Consider the following 22,654-nt stretch of genomic DNA (forward strand, 5'->3'; position numbering starts at 1 on the left):
AAGCGGTGCTACAAAGTACAAACAACCTTGTGGCTCTCGGCCAATGCCAGCAATGAATCAACGTGACTCTTAGGCGGAGGCTCAAGCTCAGGTAATGAATATCCCCAGCCAATTCGCTCATATTTGGATATGCCATATTTATGGTACGGCAATATTTGTATTCTTTCTAAGTTGTTAAGACGTGCGGCAAAACGGACAGTCTCGCCAAAGTCTTCAAGGCTGTCATTAAAGCCGGGGATAAGTGGAACACGAATCCGGATTGGTTTTTGCAGTTGATCCATCCGTAGGGCATTTTCTAGAATTAGGAAATTGCTTTCGCCAGTGACTTGCTGGTGTTTTTCAGCATTAGCATGTTTTATATCTAGGTAGATAATATCCATCAGCGAAAAAGCTTCTGCTGCAGACTCCCAATCAAATAGGCCACAGGTTTCGATAACCAAGTGTAGACCATGTTGTTTAAATCGCTTAGCCATGGCTGTCAGAAACTCCGGCTGGTAGGTAGGTTCGCCGCCGGTAAAGGTGACTCCGCCGCCGGAGTTTTGGTAAAAGATCGCGTCACGCATCACGATATCACAGAGTTCGTCTACAGTGGTAACCTGACCAATTAATTGTAGAGCGCCAGAGCAACACGCCAGGGAACATGCCCCGCAGTGATTGCATAAGGTTAAGTTTATCTTCTCGATAAGGGTTTTGCCAGCAGGTCTTACCGCTTTCTCTGGGCAGGCTTTGGCACAATTACCGCACTGAATGCACTGCGACGGAAAATATGTTATTTGCGGTTGTTTACGTACTGACTCTGGGTTTTGACACCAAGCACACCGCAAAGGGCATCCCTTCATAAAGATCGCTGTCCGGATGCCTGGACCATCGTGAACTGTAAAGCGTTGAACATCGAATATTACGCCTGTCACAGCGGAGTTCCTCCTCTCTATACCGTAAAGAATCCAAATATTTATTTGATAGTTTGGGGAGCAGACCATAATCTGCTCCCCAAACTATTTCTGTTACTAAAAATCGTGTTCAGTTCTGGCGATAATATCTTCTTGCAGGCTTTTGTCAAGAGAGGTGAAGAAGGCGCTGTAACCTGCTACCCGGACTACTAAACCACGGTATTGTTCAGGATTACGCTGAGCCTCCTCAAGAGTTTCTTTACTAATGACGTTGAATTGTACATGCAGGCCGCCCAGACTGAAGTAACTCCGGATCAAGGCTGCGAGATTTCCTAGACCGGCTTCACCTCTTAAGGCGTTGGGAAGGAACTTTTGGTTGAACAGAGTACCGTTTGACGCAATCTCATGGTCAAGCTTGGCTACGGATTTAGCGGCAGCCGTTGGGCCTTTAATATCCCGGCCAGATACTGGAGAAACGCCATCTGCGAGAGGAGTGCCAGAAAATCGTCCGTCAGGTAATGCACCAACAACTGCGCCTAAAGGAACGTTGGCCGATACAGGGTATAGCCCAGCCTGGAATTGACCGCCGCGCGGGTTGGTATATTTTTCAACCTCTTCGCAATAGATCCGAGCAGCTAAGCGGGCAAGTTCATCAGCGGCATCATCATCATTACCAAACTTAGGGGCTTGATTTAACATTATCTGGCGTTCAGTTTCGAAGCCTGCCCAATTGCTATTTAGTGCATCGGCTAATGTTGTTCTGCTAATTACTCCTTCATCATAAACCAGTTTCTTTAACGCTACCAGCGCGTCGCCAACATTAGCTACCCCAACACCTTGAGGCCCGGTGAAATTATAATGCGCGCCGCCTTCTTGCAAAGACTTGCCTTTGACTACACAATCCTGAACCATTGAGGATAAGAGCGGTAATGGACAGATGCTGCCATGAGCAATATCGCAGCAGTTGTTACTAATGACCAACAATTTAACGAAATATTCTATTTGTTTGCGGTAAGCATCCATAACCTCTTCAAAAGTGGCCATTGTTGCGAGTGTTCCCGTCTTGAGACCCAGTTGAACGCCGGAAATAGGATCAACGCCATCATGTAAGGCCAACTCCAGGCATTTTGCCAGACTAAAGAAAGCCGCGTCATGCCAGCCTTCGGTTTTGCCGCCTTTTTGCGGTTCGACGCAGCCAATGACACAGTAATCGCGGGCATCTTCCAAAGATACTCCTCTGGCGGCTAGCGAAGGAATAATGACATGATCGTTATACATTGCAGGCATGCCCAGACCGAGAGCAGCTACTTCGCTGGATTTAATCAAGAATTTTTGCGGCGTACCCTGATGAAAGCGAATAGACAGTGATGGCTGAGGTAAACGAACATTTTCGGTAGCATCCAGACATAAGTAAGACAATTCATTGGTGCTATCGCGACCATCAGCAGTTTGTCCACCCACAATTAGGTTTTGGAACATCGGATATCCGCCAAAGGCTTTAGTTGATGCCTCATCACGAACCTTGTTAATCTCGTTGAATTTTACCCATAGACATTCGATCAACTCCATAGCCTGCTCTTGAGTCAGCTTTCCAGACATAATATCTTTTTTGTAATAAGGATACATATACATATCAAAGCGGCCTGGAGAAATAGAATGGCCATTTGATTCTAACTGAATGATCAGCTGTACAAACCAGAAGGATTGTAATGATTCGTAAAATGTTTGTGCAGGGTTAGCCGGAACCTTACGGCAGTTTTCGGCGATTGCCAGTAATTCCTGCTTACGTTGGGCATTGGTTTCAGTCTGGGCCTGCTTTTCGGCTTCATCTGCAAACCGGGCGGCAAAGCTAATTGCGGCGTCACAAGCAATCTCAACTGCCTGGAGGAATTGTGATTTCTTTAAGTCTTCCGGTTTGGTAAGATCAAGCTTGAGTTTTTCCTTGAGGACATCGGCCTTTATGCCCAAATAGCCTTTTTGTAGAACCATGCCATAGTCCACACAGATGTGGCCGACGCCAAGGAAAAAGTAGTTTCCAACAGTGAATACGCCATTGGCTTGAGCTGCCTTGGCGTCTGCGGGCATAAGATTAGCAGCATATTCTTGCGTTGTTTTTCCTTGCCAATATTTAAACACAGCACTTAATTTCTCTTTACATTCGTCAGAGATCAAAAATACATCACCGGCACGTTGGGCTAAACGATCAAATTCAGCTTCGATCCAGCCAAAAGAAAATTCGGGGAAAATCGGTGAACTGCGTGGTTTGGGAGTGTGATTGCCAACAATCAGTTCATCTGGCTGAATGCGAATGATCATTTTTTGTAAAATTTTCTCAAGCGCCTTGGCCCGCCGTAGAATAATCGGCATTCCTTCTGTCTCTTTATAAGATTCAGTGATTAGCTCGGCACGTTCATAGCAAATTTCAGGAGTAATACTTAATAAACGATCTTTTAATAAACCTGCTCGGGATGAAATAGCCGAAGGAGTTGTTTGGGGTTCAAACTTGATCGCTGGACTTGCCATTATATTTACCTCCCTTAATATGATGTAGCTTAATTCTAACACTAGGTATAAAAAAAGATTTTGATTATCTTGACCAAATATTGGAAAATAACCACTATATTTATTGTACTATTTTGACTATTTGAGAAAAATTACATGAAAGATAAGTGCTGTTGACATTGAAAAAATGTAAAAAAATGATCTTTATTAACTATGAAAAAAAATCCATTTGAGTGGTCTCAATAAATGATATAATATTCAATGAATTCAAGTGATAATCTAACAGTCTGGAACTTAGTTGCCAATTGCTCATTTGCAAGATAAGGAGGGTCTGTTACGATGACGTTATCGGAGAAAATGAAATTAACAGATATTATTGATATGAATACACTTTATAGCATTCAGGAAAAGATGGGGAAACTAATTGATATTCCCCAAATAACCACAGATACAGAAGGAATTCCTGTGGGTAAAATCAGTAACTTCATTCCATTTTGCAGGCTCATCCGTTCCTCACCTAAAGGATCTCAACAATGCATATTATGTGATCAGCAAGCTGGACGGTTAGCTATGGAAGAAAAACAACGCCGAATCTATACCTGCCATGCCGGGCTTATCGATTGTGCGGCTCCGATAATAGTAAACGATTTTCATGTGGGCTCTGTTTTAGGAGGACAAGTACTGTTTAAGGGCGAAAAAAATAGAGACTCAATTGATATAGAACGAATCTCTAGGCAATTTGATATATCGCTGGATGTACTCAAGGTTGCAGTTGAGTTTATTCCTGTAGTTTCCCGTGAACAATTACAAGACTCTGTCGAATGTTATTCGCTCTTGGCTAATTATATCGACCAAATAGGCGTCAACCGACTAGCAAAAGAGCAATTATTGATGGACGCGCAAGCAAAGATATTGCTTGAACAAAAGGCAAGGCAAATGAAGCTAAAAACAATCCAGGCGCAAATGCACCCTCATTTTTTGTTTAATACATTAAATTCAATTGCCCGCATGGCGTTGCTTGAAAATGCGTCGCAAACAGAGGAATTGATCTATAGCCTGTCTGATCTATTACGCTATAACTTAAAAAACGAGGATAACTTCCCGAGAATTCGCGATGATATCAGCAATATAAATAAGTACCTGTTTATCCAAAGTCAAAGTTATAGTGATAGGGTAAGTTATGAAATTGACATTGATGAGTCTATTATGGACTATCGAATTCCATCAATGATTCTGCAGCCGATCGTTGAGAACAGTATGATTCATGGACTTGAGACCAAAAGTGAAGGCGGAAAAATAGAAATTGTTGGACGGCTGATTTCCAAGCATGAATTAGAAATAAAAATTACTGATAATGGTAAAGGTATTAAAGCTGAAGTGCTAAATTTAATACGTCAGATGGGAATAAATTCAAATAAACAACTGGGGATTGGTCTTATAAATACATATGACCGGCTCAGGCACCATTTTGGTGATCGCTGTGGGCTGACAATTGAAAGTTCTCCTAACGTTGGCACCTGCGTTTCTATTCGTATTCCTTGTGTTCAAGAATATTCTTGATAAGAGGATGGTATTAAAATGTATAAACTGCTGATTGTTGAAGATGTACCATTAGAAAGAAGGGCATTACGAAAAATAGTTCAGGGACGGTATTTCAATATAAATATTTTGGAAGATGCCAAAAATGGCATTGAAGCAATTGAGCAGGCTAAGCTTTATCGTCCTGACATAATCCTTATGGATATTAGAATTCCCGAAATATCAGGTCTTGAAGCTCAGAAACGAATAGTAAAAATTTTGCCCAATGTGAAAACTATTATCTTAACGGCATACAATGAATTTGACTATGCACAAGAAGCCATAAAATGTGGAGTTGTTGATTATCTTTTAAAACCCGTAAGGCCTGAGGAGCTAGTAAAGGCTATTGATTCAGCTATTGTGTCATTAACCAAAGATCTTTCAGGGGTAAGTAAAGGTCAGAGTTGTGCCAGTGTTGACAGTGACATCCTCAGAAGCGTATTAAATTACATAGAACACTATTGCTGTGCAGAGATAAATCTCAATGCTGTGGCAGAATTCGTACACTTAAATCCGCAATATTTTAGTCGATACTTCAAGAAGGAAATGGGCATGACATTTACCAATTATGTTATGAAATTGAGGGTTGAGAAAGCAAAAAGGCTGCTGGCCGATACAAATTATCCTATCTATCGAATTGCAGCAGATTTGGGATTTTCTGATCCTTCTTATTTTAACAAAGTGTTCGTGAAATATGAAAAACAGCCTCCGTACAAGTACAAGCAGATGATTAGCTTGCAGGGGGTCAGGGGGACGGGGCTGCGCTCAAAAGATGAATAGCCTTTGCTACATTAGTTTCTAGATTTTTAAGGCGTTCTGCTGTAGGAATTTCACCTTTTTGACGGTAAGTAATTTCGGTTGCTTGAATTATAATTCGTAATTCTTCCAGTTCAGTTCGTTTTTTCTCAACCTCTTTAAACACGTGAAGCATAAACATTCCTCCATTTTTTGAGAAAGCAAATGACACCAATCTATAAACAGACTGATGCCAAACAAGTACAACTCTTTATCGAATCAGCAACTTGGCAGTCGTAGACTAATCTGTCCTTAGACCCATAGTTTTGCGTCCTCATCTTTCGATAAGTTTGCCGCGAATTTTGTGGAATTATGTATAATAAAGGTATCTTAGTTACGATTTTACATCTAAGCAATGTATTAGTCAATAAAGAAAACAGGACTAAAGTCTCGTGATTCTAGGAATTCAGCCCGTTACTATCGCCTAGTCTTGATCTATGAAGACTCACGGGAACGTTCACTTTACTCGGCCAGAATTTTGCCTAATAATGCCCAATTTTTTGCAATAGCAGCAGGTGTTGGAGATGAAAAAGCGAACATTATATAGTAATTAATAGTAATTCAATTTTGCACATTCAGAGAGGGAGATGTTTAATATGGATAAAGATACTGGTTGTACTGAGGAAGCTTGCGCAGCTTGTGACTGTGGCTGTTCCAGCTGTGGCAGCACTGAGGAAAGCAAGTTCAGTGAGCATATGCAAGAACTTTACCAAGAGGGTCAAACAGCAGAGATTCTGGAAGAGTGTACCAAGATGCTGACCGAAGACCCTGATAATAGTGATGCTTATTTCTGGCGTGGTGTTGTAGCTGCTGTCGCAAGCGAATTTGAACAGGCGCTTGTCGATTATACTAAGGCGATTGAGCTTAATGATAAAAAGGCATCCTACTATTCTTATCGCGGTAGCGCCTATGCCATGCTTGATGATGTTAAAAATGCTGTCTTAGACTATTCAAAAGCCTTGTTTTATAATCCTCAGGATTGGGTCAATTATGCCAATCGTGGAGTACTTTACCTTGATAATAACATGCTGGAGCACGCGATTGATGATTTTAGTAAAGCAATTGAACTGGAACCTGAAGATTTAGGTTCATATTTACACCGCGGCGACGCGTTTGCTGCCCGCAACCTATTTTCGGTTGCCATTGCCGATTATAGTAAGGTACTAGAGAAGTTTCCTGAGGAAACCGGGGCGCTGCTTAAACGGGGGCAGGCTTACTATGAGTTGAGTCTGAATGACGAAGCGCTGGCCGATTATAATAAGGTAATTGACCTTGAACCTGATAATATTCAAGCTATTGCCATTCGGGCCTCGGTGTATTTGGGACTGGGTAGACCCGGTGAGGCTGTTGCCGATTTCACCCGGGCGATTGAGTTTGATCCTGAGGATGCCAGACCGTACTTTTTCCGGGGCGTGGCCTACGCAGCGCAACAGTCGTATGATGAAGCCATTGCTGATTTTACCCGATCAGCCGAACTGAACCCTGATAATGCTCTTGCTTACCACAATAAGGCACTTTGCTGTGAAATCCAAAAACGAACTAATGAGGCGATTGTTGCCTATAAAGACTTTTTAGCACGAGCCAACCCGGAATCATCTGAAGCCACTCATGCCAAGGAACGCTTAGAGGCGTTAGATGGAGCAGGCGGAGCTCAGATGCAATAGGAGGACAGCTATGGAAAAAAGACGCTTAGGGCGTACTGGACTTATGGTTACGCCAATTAGCTTTGGGGCGCTGCCTGTGCAGCGCTGTACTATGGAAGAAGCCGGTCAGGTGCTTAACGCTGCGTTAGATGCAGGCATCAACTTTTTGGATACAGCTAGAGCATATACTGACAGTGAAGAAAAAATTGGGATATGTATAGCCAGCCGCCGCAATGAGTACTATCTGGCTACAAAAAGTATGGCCAGAACTAAAGCAGCCATGACCGCAGATGTTGATACAAGTCTTACTACAATGAAAACTGAGTATATTGATTTGTATCAGCTCCATAATGTCAAGTCAGAAGCCGAGTGGGAACTTGTAATGGCCCCGGGTGGTGCGCTTGAGGCATTGAAAGAGGCTAAGGAAGCCGGAAAAATCCGCCATATCGGTATAACAGGACATAATATGGACATGCTGATAAAGGCCGTTAAAACTGGCGAATTCAGCACAGTTCAGGTGCCTTTTAATTGTGTTGAGCAGGGAGCATTGCGCGAACTGTTTCCGGTGGCTAAAGCAATGGATGTGGGGATTATCGTTATGAAGCCGCTAGGGGGTGGACTCATCTCCGAGGTTGAATTAGCCTTGAGGTTTGTTCTTCAGCACGATGGTCTGGTTGCCATTCCCGGTATGGATCGAGTTGAACATCTTGAACAAAATTTGGCCCCTACGAAAGACTTTAAGCCACTAAATGCTGAAGAGACCGCTACATTGACTGCCGAAGCTGAGGTGCTTGGGCCTGGTTTTTGCCGCCGCTGTGGGTACTGCATGCCCTGTGTGGCAGGAATTGATATCCCGGCCACGTTTATTTTACACCATCAATATACAAGATATGATATGAAGGCCGCAATTCCAATGCGGTATAAAGGTCTTGGGGTTAAAGCCTCTGCTTGCGTAGAATGCGGCGAGTGTGAGAGCCGGTGCCCTTATAACCTGCCGATCCGCGAACGCATGAAACAGGTGGCCAAAGACCTCGGGTAGAGAACCAAGGAGGAATAAATATGGCCGACGACAACAAGTTTGATATTGCTGTTATCGGCGGCGGCCCAGCTGGGCTGTCTGCCGCCCTGACAGGACGCATCCGCAACAAAAGCATTGCCTTATTTGAGCACCTTGACTTTAGTCAGAAACTGCAGAAAGCTCATTTGGTTGATAATTACCTGGGGCTGCCGGAGGTAACTGGTAAAGGACTGATGCAGCATTTTGCCGGCCACGCACTGGCACATGGCCCTACACTTGTCAAAGAAAAAGTGCTTAACGTATTCCCCGGTGACAAAATGTTTACCCTTCTCACGCCGAAAACCACCTATGAGGTCAAGGCGATCATTTTTGCTACAGGCGTAGTGAGTACATTGCTGTTTGAGGGAGAACGTGATTTCCTCGGACGGGGGGTCAGCTACTGTGCTACCTGTGACGGGCGCATGTTTGAGGGGCGGGATGTGGCGGTCATCTCCTATACCCAGGAGGGTGAGCATGAAACAGCCTTTTTGGGAGAGCTCTGCCGTACTGTATATTACCTGCCCCAATATAAAGGCGACTTTGGCCATATGCGTGCTCCCATTAAGGTACTGTCAGCCAAGCCTAAGGCTATTACCGGCGACGGCCAGGTAGAGAAGCTGGTGACTGACCAGGAAGAACTCAAGGTTCATGGCGTATTTATCATGCGTCAGTCTGACCCTGTTGAAAACTTATTGCCAGGCCTGGAGCTTGATGGTGAAGTAATCAAGGTCAACCGGGACATGTCGACAAATATCCCTGGCGTATTTGCTGCCGGTGACTGCACCGGTAAACCGTGGCAAATTGCCAAAGCAACCGGTGAGGGGCTTGTTGCCGTGCTGAGTGCGATAACCTATATTGATAAATAGTAAGCAAAAAAAGCGAGATTACTTCGATAGGCTCGCAATGACTGTTGGGGATAACCCGGCTTGTCGCTGCGAACATATGTGAAGCAATCTCGCGTTTTATTTTACCTGCTTTGAGCCTATTCGCTGTTCGCGCCGCTCGCTGTACTGAGCCAGTAAATCAGGTGGCTCGGAGGATTTAAAGGCATATCCGGGGGCTAGCTCTGAACATTTTTCCACAGCGGCTTTGAGGTCATAATAGACTTCCCACTTGGCTTTAACCAGGTCTTTGCCAATAAGGCGGAGGAGGTAGGCCGGATGATAGGTGGCGATCGCCGGGATGCCGTATTTAGTCGTGAACCACTGGCCGCGGTCTTTGGTAATGCGGGCTGTGGGGGACAGCAGATACTTTAAAGCCACGCTTCCCAGCGCAACGATCACTTTAGGTTGGACTAGTGTTAATTCTTGGTCAAGCCAGGCAAGAGCACAGAACTGGCCTTCCTCAATCGTGGGTGTGCGGTTGTTCTTGGGGCGGCACTTAATTATATTAGTGGTATATACTAAATCACGGGTAACGCCAACGCTGGTGAGTGCTTTATCCAGAAGCTGACCAGAAGGACCGACCAGCGGTACGCCGTACTCATCCTCGACCCCGCCAGGGCCCTCACCGACAATGGCTAGCGGGCTTTGCGGCGTACCATTATAAGATGTTGGGCCAATAGCGTCCTGACGAAGATGGCAGGCCGCACAGGCCAGGAGTGCTTGTTCAAGCTGCTCAAGAGCGGCATATGTCATGATATCACCTCAGTATTTTAAGTTCGCTTTATAACCGTGAACTCCTTTTCAGGAAAAATAGTAAAGGAAATCCAAAAAAAATTAAAACAGTACAAATATAACTTGACGCCTGTTTAGGCCGCAAATTAGAATAGAATTAGCTACATAGCAATATTTACAAGCAGTAAGGTGTCTTCTTCTAGGCGCAAGCAAGAAGGCTGTCACCATATCAAGGAAAGGAATCAAACCCATGAGCATAATTGAAACGTTTTGCCATGCCATCGGCGAGCGAGATCGATATACAGCCGAGCATAGCAAAAATGTGGCCCGCCTTATGGTTGGCCTTGCCGAATATGTCCAGCTTCCTGTTGAAGATGTGACAATCGCTTATGTTGTTGGTGTTGTTCATGATGTGGGTAAAGTTAGTGTTCCTGACCATATTCTAAATAAACCAGGACGCCTGACAGACGAGGAGTTTGCCGTCATCAGGCAGCATCCTGACGTTGGGGCTGACCTCTTGGGGGAAGTTGATGGCCTGAAAAAAGTGGCCGAAATTGTACGCCATCATCATGAACGGTATGATGGTCAAGGGTACGGAACTGGCTTAGCAGGTGAGGCTATTCCTTTCTTTAGCCGAATGCTAGCCGTATGCGACAGCTTTGATGCCATGACTACTGTGCGCTGCTATCGCAAAGAACCGTTCAGTATTGCATCGGCGCTGGAAGAGATTGGCCGATGTGCCGGCGCGCAATTTGATCCGGTGATAAGCAAATGCTTTATTGATTTTATTAGTCGCCACCAAGATTACAACAGCCTAGAGGCAGCTAACGCATAGGATTGCTTTTGTGCTGCCAGTACTTTACAATTATTGTTGAATAATGTATAATTTTATATTGCATAATAAATGTATCATATCATTAAATGCAATGACAGGGCAGTACATAATTCGGGGTTTGCAGAGAGCTGGCGGCAGGTGTGAGCCGGTAACACAATTATGTCATCCACCCTATGAGCATGCGGCGATGAGCCGCACGGATCACGCCCGTTATGCGTGCCGAGCGGACTGACGGCAGTCAATCAGGGTGGCAACGCGGGAGAGCAAAATGACTCTCGTCCCTATATTGGGACGGGATTTTTTTACGTTCTAACCAGTTTCCGGAAATAAGGAGGTAAACATACATGTTAGACATTAAATTTGTGCGGGATAACCCCGAAAAGGTGGAGCAGGCGCTCGCCAACCGGGGAGCCTCCATGAGCTTGGGCGAATTTATCAGCCGGGAGAAAGAGCGGCGTGAACTATTAGCCGAAGTGGAAACACTCAAAAATAAGCGCAATACCGTAACGCAGGAAATCAGCAAGAAGAAAAAAGCAGGCGAGAACGCGGATGATATGATTCTGGAAATGCGGGAAGTAGGCGACAAAATTAGCGCCATTGACGGCAAAGTGAAAGAAGTCGAAGCTGCGCTCGAAAGCATTATCATGAGTATTCCCAATGTACCGCATGAATCTGTTCCTGTTGGCAAAGACGAGCATGCTAACCAAGAAAAGCGCCGCTGGGGCACACCGCGCGAGTTCACTTTTACGCCGAAAGCGCATTGGGAAGTTGGCGAAAAGCTGGGGATACTTGATTTCGAACGAGGCGGTAAGGTAACCGGGGCCAGATTCACCTTTTACAAGGGGCTGGGTTCCCGCCTGGAACGTTCTCTTATCAACTTCATGCTTGACCTTCATACAAGAGAGCACGGCTATACTGAGTTTTTTCCGCCGTTCATCGTTAATGAGGCCAGTATGATTGGCACAGGCCAGCTGCCCAAGTTTGCTCAGGATATGTTTAAGCTGGAAGGCCTCGACTACTACCTTATTCCGACGGCCGAAGTGCCCATTACCAACCTTCACCGTCAGGAGATCCTGGACGCCAAGGAACTGCCGCTATGCTATACCGCCTACAGCGCTTGTTTCCGGGCTGAAGCCGGGGCCGCCGGACGCGATACGCGCGGCCTTATCCGTCAGCACCAGTTCAACAAAGTAGAAATGGTGAAGTTCTGTCTGCCGGAGGAATCCTATAGCGAACTGGAGAAACTGACTGTTAACGCTGAAAAAGTGCTGCAGCTCTTGGGCCTGCCGCACCGTACCATGCTTCTGTGCTCCGGCGATATGGGCTTCTCCTCGGCTAAGACGTATGACCTGGAGGTATGGCTGCCCAGTTTTGATACATACCGGGAAATTTCATCCTGTTCCAACTTCGAAGACTTCCAGGCCCGTCGCGCCGAAATCAAATTCCGCCGTGAGCCTAAAGCTAAACCAGAGTTTGTTCATACGCTGAACGGTTCAGGCGTTGCCATTGGCCGGACAGTAGCGGCCATCCTGGAGAACTATCAGCAAGAAGACGGTTCGGTCATTGTTCCCGAAATTTTACGGCCTTATATGGGCGTAGATGTAATAAAGTAAAGAAGTGAACCCTGCGCTTGTATTCTTTGCGTAGGGTTCACTTCTTTATGCTGCGAAAATCCATTGACAAAATTTACAGTCTTTTGTTAGAATTAAATCAACTAAATAGACGGGATGATGGTTATAGGAGAGACTGCGTAATGCAGCGCCGAAGGAGTAAGCACTTTGTCAAACTCTCAGGCAAAAGGACTGTAACCGGACTATACTCTGGAGAGCACATTCGCTTATTTGCGGATGTCACCGATGGGGAGCCCTGCAGGGGCAAATCTCTCAGGTACAATGGACAGAGGCAAAGGGAATTATTCCGCTTTGCCTCTGTTTTTTATTTTGTCCATTTTTTGGCCTGTATGTTGGCGGCGGGATAGTTGGTCATGTTGGGTATTCTATTAAGAGAAGAGGAGATGATGTGCATGACAGCACGACAAACGCCACTGTATGAGACCCATGTCAAGTATGGCGGCAAAATTGTCGAGTTCGGCGGCTGGCTGCTCCCAGTGCAGTATGCGGGGATTATTGACGAACATAAGGTTGTTCGGGAAAAGGCCGGATTATTTGACGTGTCTCATATGGGAGAAGTGCTCGTTAAAGGGACGGATGCACTGGCTTTTCTGCAAAAGCTTGTGACCAATGATGTCAGCCGCATGGCTGATACACAGGTGCAGTATACGCCCATGTGTTACCCGGATGGCGGTACTGTTGATGATCTCTTGATTTACAGACGCAGCCAGGATGAATACTTTCTGGTGATTAATGCGGCCAACATTGAAAAAGACTGGAACTGGATGAAGGAAAACAGCGCTGGATTCAATGTGGAGTTAACCAACCTTTCAGATGAAACGGCTGAACTGGCCTTGCAGGGGCCGCTGGCTGAAACCATCTTAAGCAAACTAACTGACACGCCATTGGATAACCTCAGGTATTACTGGTTTATCCCGGAGCTTAAAGTGGCTGGCAAGACAGTCATGATTTCCCGGACCGGCTATACCGGAGAGGACGGTTTTGAAATCTATTGCCGCCCGGGAGATGCTGCTCAGCTCTGGGAAGCTGTTATGGAGGCCGGTAAGCCCTACGGCCTCATGCCTGCCGGACTTGGCTGCCGCGATACACTGCGATTTGAAGCTGCCCTTCCTTTGTATGGACATGAACTGTCAGCCACCATTACGCCAATAGAAGCCGGTGTCGGCAAATTCGTTTCACTCGACAAAGGTGAGTTTAATGGCCGTGCGGTGTTAGCAGGGCGAAAGCAAACTGGCCCCATACGCAAGATTGCCGGTTTTATTCTGACCGGCAGGGGCATCCCCAGAGCCGACTATCCGGTACTCAGTGAAGGACGCAGGATTGGCACAGTGACCACCGGTTCATATGCGCCGACACTGGATAAGAATATCGGGCTAGCTTTGGTAGAAGCTGAATATGCTAAGATTGGTCAGCACTTTGATGTTGAAATCCGTGGGAAGAATGTGCCGGCGGAAGTAATCGCTAAACCTTTTTATCATCGTTAATCGCTGCAAGCAGGCTGTTAATTAAAAGAGAGGGGAAATGAAGATGAATATACCAAATGAATTAAAGTACTCCAAAGACCATGAATGGGTCAAAGTAGAGGGCAACATTGCAACCATTGGCATTACCGACTATGCCCAATCGCAGCTTGGTGATGTAGTGTTTGTAGAATTGCCTGAAGCCGGGGCTGAGGTTGCTGCTGGAGGCGGGCTTTCGGTAGTTGAGTCGGTAAAGGCAGTATCAGATATTTACGCGCCGGTTTCCGGGACAGTGATAGAAAGTAATGAAGCCTTGGCTGATGCCCCTGAAACAGTTAATCAGGACCCCTATGGTGAAGGCTGGATTGCCAAAATTGAAATAAGCAGCCAAGACGAGCTTGGAGAACTATTAGACAGTGAAGAATACGAAAAGCTGGTTGCCGAGGGAGGCCATTAACATGCAGTGGAGCTATCTGCCGCACACCGCTGATGACCGTAAAGCCATGCTGGCAGCCATTGGTGTCAACAAGGTGAGTGATTTGCTTGCTGATATCCCGGCCGATTTACTTATGAGCCGTCCGCTGGCACTGCCTGAAGCCATGTCTGAGCCTGAGTTGGCAGCACATCTGGCTGGATTAGCCGGAAACAATGCGAGCGTAGACGAATATACCTGTTTCTTAGGTGCTGGGGCTTATGATCACTACATCCCCAGTGTGGTTGACCATGTTCTCAGGCGGTCGGAGTTTTATACAGCCTACACACAGTATCAACCGGAGATATCTCAGGGCTATCTGCAGGCTTTGTGGGAATACCAGAGCTTAATCTGTGAATTGACCGGTATGGCAGTGGCCAATGCCTCGCTGTATGATGGCGGCACAGGCTTGGCGGAAGCGGCCATGATGGCGGCTAGTACCGGCCGTACCGAGTTTCTTGTCGCCAAAACAGTACATCCTCATTACCGGGCAGTGCTTAACACCTATGCCATTGACCGGGGCTATACTATTAGCGAAATCGGCTACCGGGATGGGCAGCTAGATACAAATGAGCTTCAGAGCAAATTGAGCAAAACAGTGGCAGCTGTCATTATGCAGACCCCCAACTTTTTTGGCTGTATTGAAGACGTGAAGGCCGTTGCCGCTATGGCACATGACCAGGGCGCACTCATGATTACCGCTGTAGATCCTATCTCCCTAGGCCTCTTGGAGGCTCCAGGTAAGTTAGGGGCCGACATCGTTGTCGGTGAAGGCCAGAGTCTGGGCATCCCCATGTCCTATGGCGGGCCGTACCTCGGCTTCTTTGCTGCTACCGAAAAGCTCATGCGTAAGATGCCTGGGAGGATAGTCGGCCAGACAGTTGACCATGAAGGCAACAGGGGCTTTGTCCTCACATTACAGGCTCGTGAACAGCATATCAGGCGCGAGAAAGCTACGTCTAACATCTGCTCTAATGAGGCATTGTGTGCCCTGGCCGCTGCCGTGTATCTAAACACGGTTGGTAAAGCGGGGTTTAAACAGGTGGCCGCACTGTCACTGAACAAAGCCCATTATGCCTATAAGCAACTGACCGAACTGAAGGGCTGTGAGACTGTTTTCGGCGCACCCTTTTTCAAAGAGTTTGTCGTACGCCTGAACAAACCGGTGGGGGAAGTCAATAAACAGCTGCTAGCTGACAAAATCATCGGCGGTCTTGATCTGGGTAAATACTATCCCGAGCTTGCGGGGTGTATGCTTGTTGCCGTGACAGAAAAACGCTCGCGTGAAGAAATTGACCGGCTTTCCGCCAGACTGGGGGCAATGGTATGAGTCTGAGAAAAAGTAAAGCACTTATTTTTGAACTGAGTAAACCAGGCCGCTGCGCCCTTGATTTGCCGTCCAGTGATGTTCCTGAGGCAGCTGAGCTTATTCCGGCCCAGTTTTTAAGAACAGAACTGGCAGCGCTGCCTGAGGTGAGTCAGCTTGACCTAATGCGTCATTATACCGGCCTGTCTGAACGCAATTTTGGCGTAGATTCAGGCTTTTATCCGCTGGGTTCCTGTACCATGAAATATAATCCTAAAATCAACGAAGATGCCTGCCGTCTGCCTGGTTTTGCCTTGATTCACCCGCTGCAAGACAGTGAAACCGTGCAGGGTGCGCTTGCCTTACTCCATGGTATGGAGCAATATTTAGCCGAGATTGCCGGGATGGATGCAGTCACCATGCAGCCTGTGGCTGGCGCTCATGGCGAATTGACCGGGCTTAAGCTGATTCGCGCCTACCACCGCCATCAGGGGCAAAACCGCACCAAGGTCATTGTCCCGGATTCGGCGCATGGCACGAATCCAGCCACTGCCACAGTGTGCGGCCTCAATATCGTGGAGATCAAGTCCCATCCGGATGGCGCCGTTGACCTGGAGGCGCTAAAGGCCGCAGTCGGCGATGATACCGCCGCCCTGATGTTGACAAACCCCAGTACATTAGGCTTATTTGAAAAAAATATCAAAGAGATTGCCAAGATTGTGCATGATGCTGGTGGTCTGCTTTATTATGACGGCGCTAACGCCAATGCCATCATGGGCCTAACCCGTCCGGGAGATATGGGTTTTGACGTAGTCCATTTCAACCTGCATAAAACCTTTAGTACACCACACGGCGGCGGCGGCCCTGGTTCAGGTCCGATTGGGGTAAAACAGGCACTCATTCCTTTCCTGCCCACGCCGGTGATTGTTAAAGAGAACGGTGAATTCCGGTTAGATGAGAATAGGCCCTTATCGATTGGCAAAGTACACTCGTTTTATGGCAATTTTGGCGTTATTGTCAGGGCCTACGCCTACATTCGGGCCATGGGGCCTGATGGCCTGAAGACTTCTAGCGAGGATGCCGTGCTTAACGCTAATTATTGTCTTAGCCAGCTTAAAGCAGACTTCTATGCGCCGTTTGACCGGTTCTGCATGCATGAATGCATTATCACGTCAAAAAAACAGAAAGATTATGGTATTCGTACCCTGGATATTGCCAAACGCCTCTTGGATTACGGCTATCATCCGCCGACTATCTACTTCCCGCTCATTGTCGAAGAGGCCATGATGATTGAGCCGACAGAAACCGAAAGTAAGGAAACGCTTGACGGATTTATTGAAGTGATGCGCCGGATTGCCCAGGAAGCCAAGGACGATGCGACATTGATTACTGCTGCGCCTCGTACTACCGTGGTTGGCCGTCTGGATGAAGCGGCGGCTGCCCGCAAGCCTGTTGTAAAATGGAAAGGGTAAACCGCCTGCCGCTGCCTGATACCATCCGCTTTGCCTACCCGCAAAAAACCAAGCCAGTCAGTGTAACTGGGGACAAATGTGAACTTAACTGCGCCCATTGCGGCGGACATTATCTAAAACACATGAAACCGCTTGACGCTATAGACGAGGCTGGCACTGATACCAGTGCCAGCTGGCTGGTCAGCGGCGGCTGTCAGGCTGACGGCGCTGTGCCGGTGGAGGAGCATATTGGCAGACTGGCTGAGCTAAAGCAGGGGCGGCGGTTTAATATGCATGTCGGTCTGGTTAGCGACACGGTAATTGAGCGACTGGCGGCTGTGGCAGACTGTGTATCCTTTGATTTTCTTGCTGATCAGGACACGATTACAGAGGTATTTGGGAACAACCGTACAGTGAATGATTATGTGACTTGCTACCAGTCCCTTAAGCGTAAAGTCAGGGTGATGCCTCATATCTGTATCGGCCTCAAGGGCGGTGAGATCGGTGGTGAGTACCGGGCGCTGGAACTCTTGCAGGAGCTGGGCACAGAGGCACTGACCTTCATTATCTTTATGCCGACAAAGGGCACAAGGTTTGCTGACAGGCAGCCGCCAAGCCTTGCGGAGACAGCTCTGCTATTAAGTCGTGCGCGTCTTCAGTTTCCCCATATCCCCTTGCATCTGGGCTGTATGCGGCCAGGCGGGCGGTACCGGGAGGAGATTGACAAATGGGCTGTCCGCATTGGCTTTGACACCATTGTCAACCCCGCGCCAGCCGCGGTGACGCTGGCCGAAAAGCTGGGCCTTACACTGACTAGGGGAGAGGAGTGCTGTGTGCTGTGAGCATTTGGAAACTATCGGCAGGCACTGCTTGCGTGATCGGCAAGAAAAGCATTAAAGCAGATGTGCTTCCGACTACCGCCTACATCATGTTAGGGCAAAAATGTCAGAATCAGTGCCGATTTTGCGCCCAATCCCGGGACAGCTCGGCGCGGGCCGACCTGCTATCCCGCGTAACCTGGCCTGAAGTGGCTGAACAAGAGGCGGCTGAGGCCATTGGCCAAGCCTTTCGGTCTGGGCACTTGAAGCGGGCTTGTCTGCAGGTTGTCAAAGGAAGCCAAAGCTGGCAGACAAGTGTTGCTGCGCTGGCGGCCTTAACCAGGGAAAGCGCGGTGCCTGTATGTGTATCAAGTGCCATTGAAACAGTCGGGCAGGCCTGCCAGCTTGTTGACCAGGGGGCAGACCGTATCTGTATTGCCCTGGACGCTGCGACGGCTAAACTATACCAAGAAGTAAAAGGCGGTGACTTTGAGAAACGCCGGGAACTCCTGCATCAATGTGCGGCTAAATTGCCAGGGCGCCTTAGTACCCATCTTATCGCTGGTCTGGGAGAAACCGAAGAAGAGCTAATCACCGCCATAGCCGATTGCCAGGATAAAGGCATCAGCGTAGGGCTATTTGCCTTCACCCCTGTGCGGGGTACAGCCTGGGCAGACAAGGAGCCGCCTGACATTGGTCAGTACAGGCGGGTGCAAATTGCCCATTTCCTGCTGAAAAAGGGTTACAGCCAGGATATCTTCACCTATCAGGCCGGAACACTAACAGGCATCAATCTAGAGGATAACAAACTAAGCTTGCTTTTGGCAGACGGCAAAGCCTTTGAAACCAGCGGTTGTACCGATTGTAACCGGCCGTACTATAACGAACGCCCAGGAGGCCTGATGTATAACTATCCCCGTACACTAACCCTGGAAGAAACCAAGCAAGCCATCGCCGAAAGCCAGCTATGTCAGGGGGACGGTTCTCTTGACATAGTCTGGAACAGGACTGTGTCATGACGTGGCGGGTTATTAATAGTGGGTTAAACTGTGCCGCAGATAATATGGCTGTGGATGAAGCCATCCTACACGCCCATGCTGCAGGGACGGCACCGCCTACGCTCCGGTTTTATGGCTGGCAGCCTGCAGCAGTCAGCCTGGGATATTTTCAAAAGGCTGAGACTGAGGTCGATCTGGCTGAGTGTCAACGTCAGGGGATTGATGTCGTGCGCCGCCTGACCGGCGGCCGGGCTGTGCTTCATGACGCTGAGCTGACTTACAGCATCGTGGTGCGCGAAGACCACCCTCTCATCCCAGCCACCATCACAGCCTCATACCGCTATCTCAGTCAAGGCCTATTGGCCGGACTGAAACAGCTGGGCATTGACGCACACATGACCATGCCCAAGGCGGCTTATGGTCAAACCAAACGCCACCAGGCCTCAGCTGCTTGCTTTGATGCCCCTTCCCATTATGAGCTTACCGCCCAAGGCCGTAAGCTGGTAGGCAGCGCTCAAGTGCGCAAAAACGGGGTCATTTTGCAGCATGGCTCAATCTTATTGACGTTTAATCCCCGCTTGATCGCCTCGCTGCTTAACCTGCCAACACCTGAAGCCAAAGACACTGTGGCTGCAATGCTGGCCAGGCGGGCCATTTCAGCCAATGAAGCGGCAAACAGAGAAATAAGCTGGGCAGAAGCCTGCGAAGCCATGATGAAGGCCTTCGGCCCAGCCTTAGGCATTGACCTTGAACCAGGCAGCCTAAGCAGCGAGGAACAAGGAGCTGCCCGCGAATTGGCTGCTAGCAAGTACAGCCAACATAGCTGGAATCTACTACGCTGACTCAGGGAGGGTTCTCCTGAGTTATTCGGGGAGGTAATAACAATGAACTATGATGTAGCAGTGATTGGCGGTGGGCCTGGAGGCTACGTGGCTGCCATTCGCGCCGCGCAATTGGGCGGGAAGGTACTGCTAATAGAAAAAGAAAATATGGGCGGAGTATGCCTGAATCGCGGCTGCATTCCCACCAAGACACTGCTTAAGAGCGCTGAGAAGTGGGAAGAAATCCAGCGGTGTGCTGAATTTGGTCTAAAAGCTGAGAATATAGGTTTTGACTTTGCCGCTGTTATGGAACGGAAAAACAAGGTGGTTGCCGGGCTGCGAGGCGGTATTGAGCAGTTGGTCAAAAGCAATGACATATCAGTACTCCGTGGCGCAGCAGCACTCACTGCCCCCAACCGCCTGGAAGTCACTAGCGAATCAGGCAGAGAAAGCTTTGCAGCAAATAAAATAATTATTGCCACAGGCTCGGTTCCTAGTTCGATTCCGGTGCCAGGGCGGGAGTTACCGGCGGTCATAACAAGTGATGAGCTATTAGAGCTGACTCAATTACCCAAAAGCATGCTGATTATTGGTGCTGGGGTAGTAGGGGTTGAGTTTGGTTTTATCATGAAGTCGTTTGGGTGTGAAGTCACCATTGTTGAGATGCTGCCTACAATTTTGCCCATGGTTGACAGTGACCTGGTCAAACGAATGGGGCTTATCCTACGTAAGCGGGGGATCAAAACCCTGGCAGGAGCGAGGGTGACAGCCATTGAAGCGGTTCAAGACGGCGTGGTGGTAACTGTCAATACAGGCAAGGACGTGCAGGAGTTTACGGTAGAGAAGGTACTAGTGGCAGCAGGCCGCCGCGCAGTCAATGAGGGACTGGGACTGGCAGCGGTAGGTGTTGAGTATGATCGCGCAGGTATAAAAGTCAATGATCGTATGGAGACCAGTGTGCCTGGTATCTATGCAGTTGGCGATGTCACCGGTCAGAGTATGCTGGCCCATACCGCGTCAACAGCTGGCATAGTAGCTGCTGAAAACGCTATGGGCATGGACGCGGTGATGCACTATAACGCCATCCCCAGTTGTATTTTTACCACTCCCGAGATCGCCATGGTTGGCTTAACAGAAGAAGAGGCAACTGCGCAAAAACTTGAGATTAAGTCCAGTAAATTTAACTTTGCCGCCAACGGCAAAGCGGTATCAATGGGTGAGACTGATGGTCTTGTAAAAATCATTACCGATGCCGCAAGCGGTCAGGTGCTAGGCATGCACATCCTCGGCCCCCATGCCAGTGACCTCATTATGGAAGGCACACTAGCTATCCGTAACGGCTTAACAGCCAAGGATATTGCCCATACCATTCATCCTCATCCCACCTTGTCGGAGACTGTTATGGAAAGTGCTCACGGCATTTATGGTGATATGATTCATCAGGTCAAAATGAAACCCCGCAGATAAAATAAAACGCGCAAAGGAATATTTTCCTCAGCGCGTTTTGTTTTATTTAAATAAGAGATTAGGACTGAAGCGCCTGACGCAGGACTGACTCAAATTCATGCGACTGTCCTTCAATATAATCTGGCGGGACATCCATAATCAGCATATTGGGAAAGCCTTTAATAAGCTCAGGGAGAAGCAACCGAAACAGATGGCCGTTATTTTTGGTGAGTGAACAAGTGGGGCTGCGCCTGATGCCAAGCAGCAGGCGAACGTCACAGCCGACAGCCTGTAAGTGACTCAGATCTTGTAATACCCGATCAGCTGCCTGGCGGCAGACTGCCTCAAATGCAGGCGTGTTATACTCCTCATAGGTTTGTGGTTTGCGCTTCATGCCGGCGTGAATGAGCTCCGGGCAGGGGAGTTGGTAAATCCCCAGGCCAGCTTCGGCCAATACGGAGACAAGTTGGTGAAAACTGCCGCCAGACCTTGCCAGCGGTTGCACAACACTATTTTGATTTAAGACGCAATGGCTGACTATTGCCAGCTTATTTTGTCGCAGCATGGTCAGTTCCAAGGGAAGAAATTAAAGGATTGGTCGCTTTGCGGGTAATGCTTGCTGGGAAGTAACGTACCAATGAGGCTACCAGCAGCGCACAGGCAATTTTGTCAACAAGGTTGCCTGTTATGCGGGGAATAAAAGCGGCAGTAAAAATCTTTTGTCCACTCTTTAGCAACCAGAGAAAAATTAAATCAGTGCCGCCGCCAGTGAGGCCGCCGTAGACCCAAATAGCGATCGGAGTGCCAATGAGCGGAGCAACCACAGAGATTAAAAGACCGGTAAAGAGGGCTGTAAGCCAGGTAAAGGTATAACGCTGGGCAATATAACCGACAATGACGCCAATGGCTAAATTTACAATGGCAAAAGGAATGTTCTTAGGGTTGGTAATCATGCCCTGGATGATATTTGTAAGTAATCCAATTGCGCCGCCCCAAAATGGCCCGAACATGACTGCGCCCAAAATGGTGCCTAGTGTATCCAAAAATATCAGGGGGATTTTTAAGGTTTGCACAATGGTTCCCAGTACCAGGTTAATGGCAATACAGATGCTGCTAAATACCAGGGGAAAGGTTTGCGTTTGCATAATAATCACCTCTAAATAATTTATTGTCCTCATATAATCTGTTAGCCTATTTAAAAATAAATAAAATAAATGAAGACTATAAGTATATTCTATAATAAGGTTATTTTTCCTGCATATGGGAATGAAGCCTTGACTATAAATTCCTTGAATTTTCTTACCTTTAAGTCCTCAAAAGCATGAAGTGTTGTCA

General features: G+C 47.7%; 21 protein-coding genes, 2 riboswitches and 1 other annotated feature. Of the genes, 15 read left to right on the forward strand and 6 right to left on the reverse strand.

Features of this window, described 5'->3' with window-relative positions; genetic code table 11:
• Positions 1 to 8: 8 nt before the first annotated feature.
• Both B9A22_RS13855 and B9A22_RS13860 read right to left on the reverse strand, forming a co-directional pair.
• Positions 9 to 911, reverse strand: a complete 903-nt coding sequence (locus B9A22_RS13855) for a glycyl-radical enzyme activating protein (RefSeq protein WP_176215515.1) — start codon at positions 909 to 911, stop codon at positions 9 to 11.
• Positions 912 to 1,007: 96 nt separating this feature from the next.
• Positions 1,008 to 3,413, reverse strand: coding sequence for a glycyl radical protein (locus tag B9A22_RS13860; RefSeq protein WP_084576325.1), 2,406 nt, complete (start codon positions 3,411 to 3,413; stop codon positions 1,008 to 1,010).
• Between the two features lie 318 nt (positions 3,414 to 3,731).
• Between B9A22_RS13860 and B9A22_RS13865 the strand changes: the two genes are divergently transcribed.
• The gene (locus B9A22_RS13865; protein WP_084576326.1) at positions 3,732 to 4,952 is read left to right on the forward strand and encodes a sensor histidine kinase; all 1,221 of its coding nucleotides are present in this window, start codon (positions 3,732 to 3,734) and stop codon (positions 4,950 to 4,952) included.
• Positions 4,953 to 4,970: 18 nt separating this feature from the next.
• On the forward strand, positions 4,971 to 5,750 hold the full coding sequence (locus tag B9A22_RS13870; protein WP_084576327.1) for a response regulator transcription factor: 780 nt from the start codon (positions 4,971 to 4,973) through the stop codon (positions 5,748 to 5,750).
• Here B9A22_RS13870 and B9A22_RS13875 read toward each other — a convergent pair.
• Positions 5,716 to 5,901, reverse strand: a complete 186-nt coding sequence (locus tag B9A22_RS13875; protein ID WP_084576328.1) for a hypothetical protein — start codon at positions 5,899 to 5,901, stop codon at positions 5,716 to 5,718. The two genes, B9A22_RS13870 and B9A22_RS13875, sit on opposite strands and share 35 nt — an antisense overlap.
• Positions 5,902 to 5,983: 82 nt before the next feature.
• Positions 5,984 to 6,070, reverse strand: a riboswitch (cyclic di-GMP riboswitch).
• 291 nt (positions 6,071 to 6,361) lie between these two features.
• Between B9A22_RS13875 and B9A22_RS13880 the strand changes: the two genes are divergently transcribed.
• The 3 genes from B9A22_RS13880 to B9A22_RS13890 are packed head-to-tail and all read left to right on the forward strand — an operon-like array spanning position 6,362 to position 9,331.
• Positions 6,362 to 7,429, forward strand: a complete 1,068-nt coding sequence (locus B9A22_RS13880) for a tetratricopeptide repeat protein (RefSeq protein WP_176215516.1) — start codon at positions 6,362 to 6,364, stop codon at positions 7,427 to 7,429.
• A 10-nt stretch (positions 7,430 to 7,439) separates the two neighbouring features.
• Complete coding sequence (locus B9A22_RS13885) at positions 7,440 to 8,447, forward strand: aldo/keto reductase (RefSeq protein WP_084576330.1); 1,008 nt, start codon at positions 7,440 to 7,442, stop codon at positions 8,445 to 8,447.
• Positions 8,448 to 8,467: 20 nt separating this feature from the next.
• Positions 8,468 to 9,331, forward strand: a complete 864-nt coding sequence (locus tag B9A22_RS13890; protein ID WP_084576331.1) for an NAD(P)/FAD-dependent oxidoreductase — start codon at positions 8,468 to 8,470, stop codon at positions 9,329 to 9,331.
• 96 nt (positions 9,332 to 9,427) lie between these two features.
• On the opposite strand, the gene B9A22_RS13895 is transcribed toward B9A22_RS13890, so the two are convergent.
• Positions 9,428 to 10,102 (reverse strand): uracil-DNA glycosylase, encoded by a 675-nt coding sequence (locus tag B9A22_RS13895; protein ID WP_084576332.1) that lies wholly within the window; start codon positions 10,100 to 10,102, stop codon positions 9,428 to 9,430.
• A gap of 229 nt (positions 10,103 to 10,331) precedes the next feature.
• Between B9A22_RS13895 and B9A22_RS13900 the strand changes: the two genes are divergently transcribed.
• The 10 genes from B9A22_RS13900 (at position 10,332) to lpdA (ending at position 21,340) form a co-directional block, all read left to right on the forward strand.
• Positions 10,332 to 10,916, forward strand: coding sequence for an HD-GYP domain-containing protein (locus tag B9A22_RS13900; protein WP_084576333.1), 585 nt, complete (start codon positions 10,332 to 10,334; stop codon positions 10,914 to 10,916).
• A gap of 82 nt (positions 10,917 to 10,998) precedes the next feature.
• Positions 10,999 to 11,202, forward strand: a binding site (T-box leader).
• Between the two features lie 58 nt (positions 11,203 to 11,260).
• Positions 11,261 to 12,529, forward strand: a complete 1,269-nt coding sequence (gene serS, locus B9A22_RS13905) for a serine--tRNA ligase (RefSeq protein WP_084576334.1) — start codon at positions 11,261 to 11,263, stop codon at positions 12,527 to 12,529.
• Positions 12,530 to 12,643: 114 nt separating this feature from the next.
• Positions 12,644 to 12,731: riboswitch (glycine riboswitch) on the forward strand.
• Between the two features lie 208 nt (positions 12,732 to 12,939).
• A complete protein-coding gene (gene gcvT, locus B9A22_RS13910) occupies positions 12,940 to 14,031 on the forward strand; it encodes a glycine cleavage system aminomethyltransferase GcvT (protein ID WP_084576335.1) in 1,092 nt (363 codons plus the stop codon).
• A 43-nt stretch (positions 14,032 to 14,074) separates the two neighbouring features.
• Complete coding sequence (gcvH, locus tag B9A22_RS13915; protein WP_084576336.1) at positions 14,075 to 14,464, forward strand: glycine cleavage system protein GcvH; 390 nt, start codon at positions 14,075 to 14,077, stop codon at positions 14,462 to 14,464.
• Between the two features lies 1 nt (position 14,465).
• Complete coding sequence (gcvPA, locus tag B9A22_RS13920) at positions 14,466 to 15,809, forward strand: aminomethyl-transferring glycine dehydrogenase subunit GcvPA (protein WP_084576337.1); 1,344 nt, start codon at positions 14,466 to 14,468, stop codon at positions 15,807 to 15,809.
• Positions 15,806 to 17,257 carry an aminomethyl-transferring glycine dehydrogenase subunit GcvPB gene (gcvPB, locus tag B9A22_RS13925; RefSeq protein WP_176215517.1) on the forward strand — a complete coding sequence of 484 codons (1,452 nt, stop codon included), beginning with the start codon at positions 15,806 to 15,808 and terminating at the stop codon, positions 17,255 to 17,257. Before gcvPA ends, gcvPB begins: the two co-directional genes overlap by 4 nt.
• Positions 17,245 to 18,078 carry a LipS1 family lipoyl synthase gene (gene lipS1, locus B9A22_RS13930; RefSeq protein WP_084576338.1) on the forward strand — a complete coding sequence of 278 codons (834 nt, stop codon included), beginning with the start codon at positions 17,245 to 17,247 and terminating at the stop codon, positions 18,076 to 18,078. Before gcvPB ends, lipS1 begins: the two co-directional genes overlap by 13 nt.
• A complete protein-coding gene (gene lipS2 / locus B9A22_RS13935) occupies positions 18,075 to 19,073 on the forward strand; it encodes a LipS2 family lipoyl synthase (protein WP_084576339.1) in 999 nt (332 codons plus the stop codon). Before lipS1 ends, lipS2 begins: the two co-directional genes overlap by 4 nt.
• Positions 19,070 to 19,894, forward strand: coding sequence for a lipoate--protein ligase family protein (locus B9A22_RS13940; protein WP_084576340.1), 825 nt, complete (start codon positions 19,070 to 19,072; stop codon positions 19,892 to 19,894). Before lipS2 ends, B9A22_RS13940 begins: the two co-directional genes overlap by 4 nt.
• 42 nt (positions 19,895 to 19,936) lie before the next feature.
• Positions 19,937 to 21,340, forward strand: coding sequence for a dihydrolipoyl dehydrogenase (gene lpdA, locus B9A22_RS13945; RefSeq protein WP_084576341.1), 1,404 nt, complete (start codon positions 19,937 to 19,939; stop codon positions 21,338 to 21,340).
• Positions 21,341 to 21,398: 58 nt separating this feature from the next.
• On the opposite strand, the gene B9A22_RS13950 is transcribed toward lpdA, so the two are convergent.
• Together B9A22_RS13950 and B9A22_RS13955 are read right to left on the reverse strand one after the other, a co-directional pair.
• The gene (locus tag B9A22_RS13950; RefSeq protein ID WP_084576342.1) at positions 21,399 to 21,884 is read right to left on the reverse strand and encodes a hypothetical protein; all 486 of its coding nucleotides are present in this window, start codon (positions 21,882 to 21,884) and stop codon (positions 21,399 to 21,401) included.
• Positions 21,868 to 22,464, reverse strand: a complete 597-nt coding sequence (locus B9A22_RS13955; protein WP_084576343.1) for a CD3073 family putative ECF transporter S component — start codon at positions 22,462 to 22,464, stop codon at positions 21,868 to 21,870. The genes B9A22_RS13950 and B9A22_RS13955 overlap by 17 nt, the downstream gene beginning before the upstream one ends.
• Positions 22,465 to 22,654 lie beyond the last annotated feature (190 nt).

The sequence above is a fragment of the Sporomusa malonica genome (genome assembly GCF_900176355.1).
Classification (GTDB): Bacteria; Bacillota; Negativicutes; order Sporomusales; family Sporomusaceae; genus Sporomusa; species Sporomusa malonica.